At 45.8% G+C, this 12578-nt stretch carries 12 protein-coding genes; 7 read left to right on the forward strand and 5 right to left on the reverse strand.

Annotated features, from left to right (window positions below):
• Positions 1-52 precede the first annotated feature (52 nt).
• Together LDX50_RS23810 and LDX50_RS23815 are read left to right on the forward strand one after the other, a co-directional pair.
• Positions 53-460: a hypothetical protein gene (locus tag LDX50_RS23810; protein ID WP_225698784.1), complete on the forward strand. Its 408-nt coding sequence runs from the start codon at positions 53-55 to the stop codon at positions 458-460.
• A gap of 13 nt (positions 461-473) precedes the next feature.
• Positions 474-800 (forward strand): HesB/IscA family protein, encoded by a 327-nt coding sequence (locus tag LDX50_RS23815; RefSeq protein WP_225698785.1) that lies wholly within the window; start codon positions 474-476, stop codon positions 798-800.
• Positions 801-805: 5 nt separating this feature from the next.
• Here the strand turns inward: LDX50_RS23815 and LDX50_RS23820 are convergent, their stop codons facing one another.
• Together LDX50_RS23820 and LDX50_RS23825 are read right to left on the reverse strand one after the other, a co-directional pair.
• Positions 806-4489, reverse strand: coding sequence for a BamA/TamA family outer membrane protein (locus LDX50_RS23820; RefSeq protein ID WP_225698786.1), 3684 nt, complete (start codon positions 4487-4489; stop codon positions 806-808).
• A gap of 18 nt (positions 4490-4507) precedes the next feature.
• Complete coding sequence (locus tag LDX50_RS23825) at positions 4508-4927, reverse strand: RidA family protein (protein WP_225698787.1); 420 nt, start codon at positions 4925-4927, stop codon at positions 4508-4510.
• Positions 4928-4968: 41 nt separating this feature from the next.
• On the opposite strand from LDX50_RS23825, the gene LDX50_RS23830 reads away from it, so the two are divergent.
• A complete protein-coding gene (locus LDX50_RS23830; RefSeq protein ID WP_225698788.1) occupies positions 4969-5190 on the forward strand; it encodes a hypothetical protein in 222 nt (73 codons plus the stop codon).
• On the opposite strand, the gene LDX50_RS23835 is transcribed toward LDX50_RS23830, so the two are convergent.
• Entirely contained in the window at positions 5173-6462 is a 1290-nt protein-coding gene (locus LDX50_RS23835) for an aminopeptidase P family protein (RefSeq protein ID WP_225698789.1), read from the reverse strand. The genes LDX50_RS23830 and LDX50_RS23835 overlap by 18 nt on opposite strands.
• 53 nt (positions 6463-6515) lie before the next feature.
• Between LDX50_RS23835 and LDX50_RS23840 the strand changes: the two genes are divergently transcribed.
• Entirely contained in the window at positions 6516-7955 is a 1440-nt protein-coding gene (locus tag LDX50_RS23840) for a S8 family serine peptidase (protein WP_225698790.1), read from the forward strand.
• On the opposite strand, the gene LDX50_RS23845 is transcribed toward LDX50_RS23840, so the two are convergent.
• On the reverse strand, positions 7952-9829 hold the full coding sequence (locus LDX50_RS23845; RefSeq protein WP_225698791.1) for an ABC-F family ATP-binding cassette domain-containing protein: 1878 nt from the start codon (positions 9827-9829) through the stop codon (positions 7952-7954). The genes LDX50_RS23840 and LDX50_RS23845 overlap by 4 nt on opposite strands.
• 25 nt (positions 9830-9854) lie before the next feature.
• Positions 9855-10823 carry a zinc dependent phospholipase C family protein gene (locus LDX50_RS23850; protein ID WP_225698792.1) on the reverse strand — a complete coding sequence of 323 codons (969 nt, stop codon included), beginning with the start codon at positions 10821-10823 and terminating at the stop codon, positions 9855-9857.
• 122 nt (positions 10824-10945) lie between these two features.
• Here LDX50_RS23850 and rpsT point away from each other — a divergent pair, with 122 nt between their 5' ends.
• The 3 genes from rpsT to LDX50_RS23865 all read left to right on the forward strand — a co-directional run bounded on the left by rpsT (position 10946) and on the right by LDX50_RS23865 (position 12565).
• Positions 10946-11197, forward strand: coding sequence for a 30S ribosomal protein S20 (rpsT, locus tag LDX50_RS23855; RefSeq protein ID WP_225698793.1), 252 nt, complete (start codon positions 10946-10948; stop codon positions 11195-11197).
• 82 nt (positions 11198-11279) lie between these two features.
• The gene (gene radC / locus LDX50_RS23860; protein WP_225698794.1) at positions 11280-11951 is read left to right on the forward strand and encodes a RadC family protein; all 672 of its coding nucleotides are present in this window, start codon (positions 11280-11282) and stop codon (positions 11949-11951) included.
• A 17-nt stretch (positions 11952-11968) separates the two neighbouring features.
• The gene (locus LDX50_RS23865; protein ID WP_225698795.1) at positions 11969-12565 is read left to right on the forward strand and encodes a DUF1684 domain-containing protein; all 597 of its coding nucleotides are present in this window, start codon (positions 11969-11971) and stop codon (positions 12563-12565) included.
• The last annotated feature ends 13 nt before the right edge of the window (positions 12566-12578 follow it).

Here is a 12578-nt window from a genome sequence, read left to right on the forward strand (position 1 = left end):
TCAACAGGAAGGAAAGTTTTCAAGAGTAACATTAGCGGACGAAATTAAAACCATGGAAACATCACAGGATGTACATGTTGAAGTGGCCCGAATTCAAAAGGAGATTAAAAATCACCTGGGCCTGAGCAGCAATGACCTCATGTTTGAGTATTCAAGCGTAGACGGAAAAGTAAAGCTTGACCTGATCACGATCAATCCCAGGCACAGCCAAAGTTTTTTATTCCACTCGGTGACGGGCTACGATAAAGTCGATGCCCTGAAAAAAATGACAGAATACGTCCGCAGTTACCGTGAAAAGGAAAGTTCCTACACAATTCAGTGGATAGCGAACGGCGAGAAGGAACTTCATACTTCCTATTTCCGGGCCAGCAGTGTGTACAATGCACTGGATAAGTTATACTACGGTAGGGACATGAACCAGATTACCGTTTTTAGTGTTGTTTTAAATCCTGTAGCGTAAGTTTGCAAGATATATGGTAACGATAACAGACAAAGCGAAAGAACAGATCATCGAACTCCGAAAGGAAGAGGGTAAGGACGAAACCTATAATATCCGTGTCTCTGTAAAGGGCGGAGGATGTTCAGGATTAATGTATGACCTGGAATTCGACAATGCCCTCAATGATGGTGATGAAGTTTTTGAAGACAAGGATGTGAAAATTCTGGTTGACAAGAAGAGTCTTCTGTATCTGCTCGGCACCACCCTTGATTTTTCAGACGGTTTGAACGGGAAGGGCTTTCAGTTCATTAACCCAAATGCTTCGCGCACCTGCGGCTGTGGCGAAAGCTTCGCAGTCTGATCGCGTCAGAAGAAAAACCCCAGGCGAATATAAAAGGCATCTTCATTATCATTGGAACGGGCGTAGTCTGTGCTGATTACGATTGATCCCATTGGCGCTATCCATAAACCACCACCGATTCCCCGGTGCCAGGTAGCTTTATCAGGGTTCTGAACAGGTTGGTCGGGGTTGTCACTCCACACCCGTCCCTGATCACGGTACACATGAAATCCGACCAGTGCAGGGAAAAGAATTGATTTGACCTCCAACACCTGTACACGTAATTCGAGGTTGGTGTAAAAAGCCTCATCTCCCGCAAAACGTAATTTTCGATACCCGCGCAGGTTCGACAACCCGCCAAGACGTGCTGCCTGGTAAAATTCAAATTCCCCCCTGTTTACCTGGCCGCCGATTCGTCCGGCAAAGGTTACTCGTAAACCACCGCCCACCGTAAAATAGAATGACAGATCGGATCCAAACCTCTGATGACTGAATTTTTCATCATTCAACTGATAGGCAACAGTTAGTTCATTCTTCCAGAAAACTCCGAGACGCGGAAATATTTCGGAATCTCTCAGATCCAGGTCATAACCGATCCTTGCGCCCGCATAATGCCGGCGGGTATCAAGCAGCGGAAATTCAGATTCCTCACCACGTCCCACAAACTCAGAATATGCGATGATAAACCGGTCTGTGATCTGGGTATTTTCATCCCTGCGTATCTTCACCGCCCTGTAATACGGTCCGGCCCTGAAGATATGTTTACCATTTCGGGCATTGACCCGAAATAGAGGCTGAAGCAGCCATTGTGAATAACGCACACGGTAAAACTGTCTGCCCGCTTCAAATAATGAGTCATTGAAATTGGTTTTATTCCCAAACCCATAAAAGAAATCACCAAAACTTGGTTCATCAATTCTGGCGGTGAGTTCAAGGTCGGTCCGCCGGATCACATCAATAAAATCCCCGTTATAGGACAGGCTGTAAGATGCTGACCTGGGGGCAAACGAAACAAGAAATTTATGCTGAGCAGCATACGGTTCTTTTCTGAATCCGTGCTTTTGAATTAACACACCTCCACCAAGGAATAACCCATCATCCGGATTGAATCCCCCCGTAATAAGCGGCATTGCCTTGTCGTATTTAAACTCATACCGGTCATATTGATTTACCTGTGCGCGCCCTGACCTTCTGTCCCTCACTTCACCCGATGAATACAAAAAGGCATCGGGCTTATCGTAGAAAATGGTGTTTCGCAGACGGCTTTTTACAGAGCTTTCATCCAGGATACTATCCTGACCTTTACCACCGATAATCCTTATTCTTGGGGCCTTTTTAGCGTCGCCTTGCAGCAGAAAGCGATCATCACCTTCCAAACCGAAGAGGCGTATCTCCTTTGTCACTGAAGGGTCAAATGAACGTTCATACGCCAGGTATTTGATCTCGCCGCTCTTTTCCTTTACCCGGTATTTCCTGACTACCAGTGAATCGCTGAAGTAATCGACCGTAAATCGTTCTGCTTCATCACTACCGGTTATGGTTACTGTCTTTGAAAGAAATTCATAGTATTCCCGTGCGTAATTCAGGAGATCATCCCGACGGCGCTTAAGTTTCCGGATGATATCATTGCCGTGAAGGTCAAAGATTTCTGGCGGGAATGCTGCCACCGAGTTTTCAATCAGCGAATCAGTAAGTCTTTCCTGTAAGTCACGGGCGATCGATTCCCAGTCTCCCAGCTCACTCTGTGTAATGAACGTGCGATCGAAATATCTGGCATTATAGTTCAGGCCTGCTACATCCCTGATCACCTCGTGAAAACCCTGGAATTTAGGCTGTCCCCATCGGCGGGAACTTAGCTGCAGCAAGCGTCCGTCTGACCAAAAAAATGCCTGATCACGATCTCTGGGAATGGGTGCATAAGTCTTGAAGTCTTCATCGTCTTTGTAACGGGCCCATCTCCACTGATCATCGTGCCGGTCCCAGTCCCCAATCCAAATGTCAAAAAGCCGGGATCTGATCACCTGCTTCTCATCGATAAAATGATCATCATCATTACCCAATTTCTCCACAACATCCGCCGTACTGATGATATCCGGAGCATTGCCAAAGTGATCTTCATCCTCCCAGTGATCATCATCCGGGCGTTCCTCAAAAAGGTACAGGCCATTGGCAAAGTCTTCCCGGAACTTTCCAAGTGCCGGGTCATCAGGCAGGTATACCAACCGTGGATTAGTATGATAGACACCCGCTGCTTCAGCGATTTGTGGAATCACAAATGCCCCATATGGATGAGAAGCCGAAATCTGATCGCTGATTATATCTTCGGCAATGGTTCCCCGCAACGCCAGGGGAACAGCTTTTTCAGGATATTTTTGAATGGATCTGAGTACGTACTGCCTGCCATTCTCCGCCTCAAGTCGTAATGACCGGGTTTGCTGCCCACCACCTTTTTTTTCAATGGAGAGCCCTCCTTTTTCTGTTTCAATGTCAAATACAGGAACCCCCGAAATAGTGGCTGACCACTCGTCCCGGTAATTATTACCTAATAGTCCGGGTTTTTTAGAGTTCTTCAGAAGTTTTTGGGTGGCTGAGGTGTTGATGCTTGATCCGGAAAAACTCGTATCTCTTTTGTATGCCACATTGTAGGGAATTTCGCCGTTATAGAAACTCACCGAAACTTCATCCTTACCAACACCCCTGTATGCCACAGCCACCTTATAAGTGGAGAGAGATGCGGAAAGGGCCAGCAAATCGATGAGTACATATCCCGGATTGGATGAAATACGTGTAAAATCACTCAATTGAACCCCGTTTTGCATTTCGGGGGCTTTGACCGGCTTCGCATAAGTTCCATTTTCCAAGGAACCCGTTATTATCTGAGAGCGAAGAGGTGATTTGTCAAGTATATCATAATGAAAATAGCCTTCATGTCCCGAAAGGTAATATACACCCTGATGAACATCGAACGAGGACTCAAGCTGAGCGATCAATGCCTGGTAACGGTCTCCTTTGATATCCTGAACTCCACCGATATATTTTCTGAATCCGGCATATATACTTCCCAAAACCGGCGGCAACAGGTGCTGATACCATGGAAATACACCGGCATAAAAACTCCGCGAGCGCAATGGATGATGCCCTACAACAAATACCGGTTTATGCAGATTTTCTTTCAGAATCTCTTCAAGCTCATCAAAAACAGCGGCTTCATCCGACTGACCGCACTCCGAAAACGGTATTACATCTCCGTAATGCAAAAATCGCGATGTATTAATAAATACAAGCAGGAAACTTTCATTTACCTCAACACTAACCGGTCCGGGGCATCCATTTTCAGGAACAATGTGCCATGTGGTGTCGATTTCTGAAACCGACTCTGCCAGTGTGGCAAGGTGGCTGACGGAGTTCATTTGAAACGGTCCGTATTCATTTTCCCCGGGAATAAAATAAACGGGGCCTGTGTATTCTCTGATCCTTGAACCCAGTTCTGAATTAACGAGGAAATTCTGATCGACGCGGTGTCTGTTTTCCAGGTAATCACCTGTGATGATCAACGCGGCAGGATGATCAGCCAGGTCTGCCGTTAACTTCCGCAAAACTTCAGGGTTGGCATTATCCAATCCTTTGCCTAACAGTATGATCCTGTTTTCCTGCGCATCCAGCCGCAATACGGTAAATAGCAGAAGAAAGAACAGGATGCTGAATCTCATTTGTTTAATTGTTCTGTATCACTCCCCAATGTAAGCAATGCATTTCAGCTCAATAGCGATTGGCGTTGGCAGGGCATTTACCTCCACCGTTGTTCGGCAAGGACGGTGGTCGGTGAAATACGAGGCATAAATCTTATTGAATACCTTAAAGTCATCCTTCATATTGGTTAGAAAAACAGTAATGTCCACCAGGTCTTCCCACCTTGCTCCGGAGGCTTCCAGAATAAGTTTTACGTTTTTCAGAACAGCATGGCATTGTTCCTCAATGTCATAGGATAAAATTTCCCCCCGATCCCCCAGGGTCACTCCGGGAATATCCCTGCTGTTCCTTGTTCTCGGACCTACCCCGGACAAAAACAAAAAGGGGCCTGCTTTTAGAGAATGCGGGTAACTTCCTACCGGTTCCGGTGCCTGCTGTGAATCGTAACTTTGCTTCATTGGAATATATCTAAATTACTAAAATATCCGTTATAGAAAATATGGTACTTGTAATACTCTTGTCGCTGCTCTATTCCGCCATATTAATTTTTGTGATCGTCCGGCGTGTCCGGTCACAAAAAGAGGTGATCCGGGAATTTATCCGCGCACAGCGTTCCAGGGCAGCATTTGCCTTTTCAAAGATCACCGGCGCCATTGCCTTGCTCCGGTTTAAAAGACTTTCAGAAGAATTACAACGGGAAGAATCAGTGATTCATAAGTGATTCAATTTCTTCGGCTTCGATAGGAATAGTGCCCATCAGGTCGCGCACACCATTTTCTTCTACAACCACATTATTTTCCAGGCGAACTCCAAATCCCTCTTCCCTGATATAAATCCCGGGCTCAACAGTGAATACCATACCCGTTTTCATTCCCTGATAGATATTGCCAACATCATGCACATCCAGGCCAAGGTGATGCGAGGTGCCATGCATAAAATACTTCTTATATGCCGGCCATAGCGGATCCTGGTTTTTTATATCCGTTTTATCCAACAGCCCAAGGCCGAGTAATTCGGATTCCATGACCTTACCGACTTCTTTATGATATTCGGGAATGACATTACCGGGACGAAGCATGTCCATTGCCTCGCGCATGACGCGCAACACAGCATTGTATACATCCTTCTGACGCTTGGAAAAAGTACCGTTTACCGGAATGGTTCGGGTCATATCGGCATTATAGTTTCCGTATTCAGCACCAACGTCCATCAGGATGATTTCACCATCCTTGCATTCCGCACTATTCTCGATGTAATGCAGGACATTAGCATTGGCACCTGCGGCAATAATAGGTATGTAAGCGAATCCACGGCTTCGGTTCCGAAGAAATTCGTGTGCAAATTCAGCCTCAATTTCGTATTCCATGATTCCGGGTTTCACAACTGAAAGGACCCTGCGGAAAGCGGATTCGGTGATTTCACAGGCTTTTTTGATCTGCTGAATTTCGGCTTCGGATTTCACAGCGCGCAGCTCATGCATCAGGGGTGCCGACCGCTCATATTTGTGCAGCGGGTAATGCTGACGGCAATATTCGGAAAATCGTGCATCCCTTGTTTCTACTTCTACCACTGCACGTATGTGTTCGTTGGTATTGAGATAGACAAATTCTGCCTCGGCCATCAGCGTATTGAACGTACTCTTGAAATCTTCCAGCCACAGAATCGTCTCCACTCCCGACAGTTCCCTTGCTTCTTCCTTCGTGAACTTATGGCCTTCCCAAATGGCGATGTGCTCATTTGTTTTTTTCAGAAAGAGAATCTCCCGCCACCGCGGATCCGGAAAATCTGGAAAGAGAACCAGAATGCTTTCTTCCTGGTCGATGCCAGATAAGTACAGAATATCATTATTTTGGCGGAACGGCATCGTCCCGTCGGCATTCGTGGGCATGATATCATTTGAGTTGAATACCGCGACCGAACCTGGTTTTAGCAGACTTGTAAATCTTTTTCGGTTCGTATTGTATTCACTTTGGGGAAGGGGGGTATATTTCATAATTTCAAGAGATTTTCAATGCTATGTGGAAAGCTAATAAATATTGGTTATTGATGCTTATGCTCTGCTGGTCGTTTCTGGCAGATGGTCAACAAAAGTATTGGATATATCTTAACCACAAAAATCACGATTTAAAAAATTGTTCGGAGGAATTCTGTAAAACCTCGCATCTGAATTCGCTTGAGGCATTTGGTATATCACCCATCATCTATTCCAGTTGGTTGGAAGCTGCTTCGGCAGTCATTGATCACGCGGATGTCGAAATACTTCAGGAGTATTCTGAAATTGACTCCATTCGGCCCCTGAACCTGAACCTTCGCATCACTTCAGCTGGTCAACCGCAGGAAGAATTGGATGCAGCACTCAGTCAGATCCATGCCGAGGCATTTCGTGAGGCGGGTCTGACAGGAAAAGGGGTGCGCATAGGAATAATTGACGCAGGCTTTTACCGGTCTGACAAGGTTAAGTCTTTGTCGTATATTTTTGATCAAAAAGGATTTCTTGGCTACCGGAATTTTGTAGAGACCGATATTACAGATGGTTTTTCACAGATGAAAAACAACGATTATCATGGCACCCGGGTTTGGCAATTGATCGGTGGTTATCAGCCGGAAAAAAATGAAATTAACGGCCTCGCATACGATGCCCGTTACTATTTAGCCCGTACAGATGAAGATCCCCGGGAATATCGGGGCGAGGAGGATTACTGGATCGCAGCAGTTGAGTGGATGGAAAAACAAGGGGTAAGGATCATTAATTCATCACTGGGGTATGCCGATGGTCACGATAACCCGGATGAAGACTATGCGCAGGAAGATGCCGACGGGCGGTCGTCGGCACTTACCAAAGCAGCTGAAATTGCCGTAAATGAAAAAGGGCTTCTCATTATTATGTCGGCCGGCAACAGTGGAAATGAATCTTTTTCTGTGGTAAATATTCCTGCCGATGCACCTGGGGTTCTGGCAATAGGAGCTACAAACTTGATGCATTGGACACGACAGAATTATTCATCCATTGGAAAATATACTCTACCGGTAATCAAACCGGATGTATCCTGTTATTCGGCATCCGGCACTTCCTTTTCAGCGCCCGTTATCACCGGAATGGCGGCCTGCATCCTCCAGTCAGACTCAACGCTTACCAATGTCCAGATCTCTGAAATCATTCGTCGTTCTGCCAATCTTCGATATTTCCCCAATAATTTTATCGGATACGGCGTTCCGGATAGCAGACGGGTTCTGGATATGATCAGTGGAGAATGGATTCTGGGAGATCGAAGTGAGGTAGTGATGGCAGAGTCGGATGAAATCACACTGACTTCTGATGCAATCAACCCGGTCCTTTTTCACAAAATCAATGCCTGGGAAGTAAGTTCCCAGGAAGCACTTACCCGGAAACAACGTGAATGGAAAATATTACGACCCGGCAAAAGTATCACGCATACCACATTTGCTACGGAAACCGATGCTATTGAAATAATATGGCCTGATTAACCTTCTTTTTCAGATAGTTCCAGCCATCGTAACTCCTTGGAATCAAGTTCTTCCTGGTTTTTTTCTATTTCTTCCGCAACCTCACGCAACTGCTCATGATTCAGGTCTCCTGAATTCAGGGATTCTATTAGTTCTGCCTTTCTGCTATTCAGTATCTCCATGTCCGCCTCAAGTTGTTCCATTTCACGCTTTTCCTTGAAACTAAGCTTCTCTGATGATCCCCTTGCTTTTTCTTTTGATTTCTGTAGCTCAGGTTTTCTGGATTCCTGTTCGGCGAATTTTTGAAGATCCTGCTGATCACGATATTGAAGATAGGTCCCGTTGAAATCCTCCACATCCTTCCCCTTTTCGAAGATGAACAAGTGATCCACCATGCGGTTCATAAAATAACGGTCATGACTCACGACAATCAGACATCCCTTGTATCCCTGTAAAAAATCCTCCAACACCTGAAGTGTAATCAGGTCAAGATCATTTGTTGGTTCATCCAGAATTAAGAAATTCGGATTTAGCAAGAGTACCAGTAACAGCTGCAGTCGTCTTTTTTCACCACCACTGAGTTTATCCACGATATCGTACTGCTGGGACGGACTGAAATTAAAGCGTTGCAGCATTTGGGAAGCGGAAATCTCATTGCCATCAGAAAGTTTCATTACTTCCGCTTCTGCCCGTACTATATCGATCACACGTTCTCCCGGTTTGAAATTGGGTTCTTCCTGCCTGAAATATCCAATATGGGTATTGACACCCTGATCAATAACACCTGAATCAGGTTCAAGTCTGCCTGAAAGTATTTCAAGAAATGTGGTTTTCCCGGATCCGTTCTTGCCCACGATACCAATCTTTTCGCCCTTACGAAATATATAACTAAAGGGCCGGAGAATGACCGTTTCACCATAACTTTTGGAAACATGCTGCAATTCGATGATCTTCCCCCCAAGCCTTTTCTCGCTCACATCGAGTTCGACGGTGCCTGCACTCGCCGGACGAGCAGCATCCTTCTTCAATTCTTCAAACGCTTCTATACGGTATTTTGCCTTGGTGCCCCTTGCCTTTGGCTGCCTGCGAATCCATTCCAGTTCTTTTCGCATCAGGTTTCGGGCTTTCTCCGATCTTGCCTGATCATTTTCATATCGCTCCTGCTTTTTCTCCAGGAAGTAGCTGTAGTTGCCGTTGTATTGAAACAATTTAGCCTGATCAATCTCTACAATTTCATTCGTAACACTTTCCAGAAAATACCGGTCGTGCGTCACCATGAGAATGGACATCTGATTTGCACTCAGATACTCCTCCAGCCATTCAATAATATCAAGATCCAAATGGTTTGTGGGCTCATCAAGCAACAGTAATTCCGGTTGCTGAAGCAATGCACGGGCAAGTCCGACACGTTTTTGCTGTCCGCCCGATAGTTCTCCCACCTTTTGCTCCAGATCATGCAACCCAAGTCTTCCCAGTATTTCTTTCACTTTAGACTCATAATTCCAAGCATTAAGGGAATCCATCTTACTTGCGAGATCCGTGAGTCTTTCCACAGCTTTGGGATCATACGCTGAACGATAAACAGCCTGTTCATACTGACTAACAACTTCCATTACAGGATCATCCATGTCCATGGCTGCCTCCAGTATTGTGGCATCCGGGTCAAGGTCAGGCTGTTGAGGCAGATATGCCATGTTCAGGTCATTTTTATAGGCAACCTCACCGCTGGAGGGAGCCTCTTCTCCTGCCAGGATTCGCAGTAACGTGGATTTTCCACAACCGTTCACTCCAACAAGGGCTACTTTCCTACCCTGTTCCAGTCCGAACGAAACATTATCAAGCAACAGACGGTCACCAAACCGGATTGAAATATTATCTGCAGAAATGAGATTCATCCGCCAAAGCTACACAATAACTTATTCAATGGTGAAGAACATTTCTCGGAGTGATAACCCGGAGCGAATCATCCCATTCATCCATCATATGCCCCGGATTGATCAATTCTTCATTTGCCATTACGGGCATCCCGGCATCTACCCAGCATGTATACCAAAAATCAGCTGTGAGTTGAATTGATGCCCGCATACGACGCTCAACCATTCCGTTCATTGCCTTTTCATAGGCATCTGCAAACTCAGTGGAATACTGTCGCATTGTCTGCAGCCTGCGGATGTCATGACTCATGATCTGTTGATCAACAGCCCGTGCCAGTTCCTGCTCAACTGCCAGCACGGAATCTACCGCTGCATTACTTTCAAAAATTGCCTTCCAGATTGCCTCACCGGGGTTCTCGAGGTAGCGTGCTTTGTCAGTAAACAATTCATACTGTGCCAGGTGCAGTTCAGGTAGCCTCGATTCCCACAAACCATGGATCCCGCGTTGTCCGGTAAGCTGCCCGTCATAGTTTTGAGTGGTATGGAGTGGCACGTGAGCATCACCAATATAATGACCTAATTCGGCAGCAAGGCGTAAAACGGAAGCTGATTCCCCTTTCAGCATGGCTGTCGTCAGAAGTCTTTTATGAATAAGAACCTGTCGGGGCAATGCCCCGTGATCGTGCAACCATTGTTGAGGAAGGGAATCGGCATAGAAAGGGTCTTCCTGCCAGGCCTGCAGAATGCTGTCCGGGTAGGCGTCAATATCAATAAAGTGTCGTTCCCCTTCTTCTTTTACCACATAGCGCCGTTGATCAGGCTTTACGGAAAGGAGGGATAGCTCCTGGATATGGAAACGGAAAAACGGATACATTTCTTCCGGTAATGCGAAAACAGCGAGGCGATTAATGGTTTTATGACCAAAGAACCCCCAGTCAGCCTGCCTCATTGCGTTTGCACCAAATACACACTGAATTGCCAGAAACACCAAAAAGCCCCTGTAAAACTGATTCATAGACCTGAATATGGGGTACGCGGCGGACAACTTATAATTATACATTTCCTTTTGGAAATAAATATTTTCAACCTATCTTTGCACACTCAATTAAAAAACGGGTAGAAGAATAAGATCAGAATATGGCAAATCACAAGTCGGCGTTAAAAAGAATCCGTTCTAACAACGCGAAAAGATTAAGAAACCGGTATCAGCACAAAACCACCAGAACTTTCATTAAAAGGCTGCGTGGTACTTCCGATAAGGGAGAGGCTCAGGAATTGCTGAAGAAGGTCACCAGCATGCTGGACCGTTTGGCAAAGAAAAACATTATACACAAGAATAAGGCTGCGAATAACAAGTCGAAGCTCACCAAGCTTGTGAACAGTCTTTAATTGACTGACCATACCTTTAAAAAAGCACTGCTGATGGCAGTGCTTTTTTTGTTTATGACCGTCGCGGTTTTTTTGTTGCAGCATGAAAATTACGGTCAAGTCTCCCCTTATTCATCGTGCCCGTCAGAAATTACTTGAATTCGGCACGGCACATCTTTCGGATACTGAATTATTAACATTATTAATTGGCTCGGGGAGTGATCCGGACCAAACTGCCCGCCAGCTACTCCGGCGGGTAGATTACGACCTGAAGCAGCTCGCCCGTTTATCGGTGGGAGATTTAAGAAAGCTTGAAGGCATTGGTGAAACACGGGCAATAAATTTGGTGTCGGCCATAGAACTTGGTCGCCGTCGTGATGTATGCACCTCTGCAGACCGTCCGGGCATTCAGTCTTCCGGAGATGCCTATGCGCTCATACGCCGGGATCTGCAGGACCTGAGCCACGAAGAATTCTGGATCTTACTTTTGAACAGGAATCATCGGCTGATCCTAAAACAGCAAATCAGCAAGGGGGGAATTTCCGGAACAGTGGTAGATCCCAGAATTATATTTAAAACAGCAGTGGATCATTTAGCCAGCGCAGTAATCGTTGCCCATAATCATCCCAGTGAACATTTAAAGCCCAGTCAGTCGGACCTTCAGCTAACGCAGAAATTGGTGAAAGCAGGCAGACTCCTTGAAATACCTTTACTGGATCATCTGATTTTGAATAGTGAGCGTTATCTTAGCTTTGCTGATGAGCAAATGCTTTAAATAAAAATGAACGCAACATGAAGAAATGGATCTATGGCGGTGCATTATTGGTGATAGTACTTTCAATTCTGTACAATTTCATGGGCGGAATCAACCCGGCGAATTATCGGGAGGAAATTATGGAATCCCGCGAAGACACCGATCGGTTTATGCGGTTTTCGGAAGAATCCCCTTTCATTACGGCGGGGGTATCACTGGATTCATTGAAATATTATGAACCAGATCTCACGTATCGTATCGCGGCGCGATTCACTCCAGTTGAAAAACGTGATATCGTACCGCTGGGCACAAACGATGGTAAGAAAGAGGAATACCTCAGCTACGGGTATGCCGAATTTAACCTGGATGGCAACAGCGAACGGTTACTGATCCTGGAGAACATTGATGAAGAAAAACTTTTCATTCCGTTCGGAGATGCCACCAGCGGCGATGATACTTACGGAGCCGGACGATACCTCGATGTGGAACATGGCGGATCTGCCACGATCATCCTTGATTTCAACAAAGCGTATAATCCGTATTGCGCCTATGTAGACAGCTATTCCTGTCCTCTCCCTCCTCCTCAAAATCTATTAAAGGGTGCCATCAGGGCCGGTGAGAAGAACTATCACTGAAAATTCAGGAGTA

It is taken from the genome of Fulvivirga sedimenti (assembly GCF_020328055.1).

Excerpts from the sequence above, each read along its gene's own strand:
- LDX50_RS23815 (WP_225698785.1), top strand. The coding sequence starts at position 474 with ATGGTAACGATAACAGACAAAGCGAAAGAACAGATCATCGAACTCCGA.
- LDX50_RS23810 (WP_225698784.1), top strand. The coding sequence starts at position 53 with ATGGAAACATCACAGGATGTACATGTTGAAGTGGCCCGAATTCAAAAG.
- radC (WP_225698794.1), top strand. The coding sequence starts at position 11,280 with ATGAAAATTACGGTCAAGTCTCCCCTTATTCATCGTGCCCGTCAGAAA.
- LDX50_RS23840 (WP_225698790.1), top strand. The coding sequence starts at position 6,516 with ATGCTTATGCTCTGCTGGTCGTTTCTGGCAGATGGTCAACAAAAGTAT.
- LDX50_RS23850 (WP_225698792.1), bottom strand. The coding sequence starts at position 10,823 with ATGAATCAGTTTTACAGGGGCTTTTTGGTGTTTCTGGCAATTCAGTGT.
- LDX50_RS23845 (WP_225698791.1), bottom strand. The coding sequence starts at position 9,829 with ATGAATCTCATTTCTGCAGATAATATTTCAATCCGGTTTGGTGACCGT.
- rpsT (WP_225698793.1), top strand. The coding sequence starts at position 10,946 with ATGGCAAATCACAAGTCGGCGTTAAAAAGAATCCGTTCTAACAACGCG.
- LDX50_RS23865 (WP_225698795.1), top strand. The coding sequence starts at position 11,969 with ATGAAGAAATGGATCTATGGCGGTGCATTATTGGTGATAGTACTTTCA.
- LDX50_RS23830 (WP_225698788.1), top strand. The coding sequence starts at position 4,969 with ATGGTACTTGTAATACTCTTGTCGCTGCTCTATTCCGCCATATTAATT.
- LDX50_RS23835 (WP_225698789.1), bottom strand. The coding sequence starts at position 6,462 with ATGAAATATACCCCCCTTCCCCAAAGTGAATACAATACGAACCGAAAA.
- LDX50_RS23825 (WP_225698787.1), bottom strand. The coding sequence starts at position 4,927 with ATGAAGCAAAGTTACGATTCACAGCAGGCACCGGAACCGGTAGGAAGT.
- LDX50_RS23820 (WP_225698786.1), bottom strand. The coding sequence starts at position 4,489 with ATGAGATTCAGCATCCTGTTCTTTCTTCTGCTATTTACCGTATTGCGG.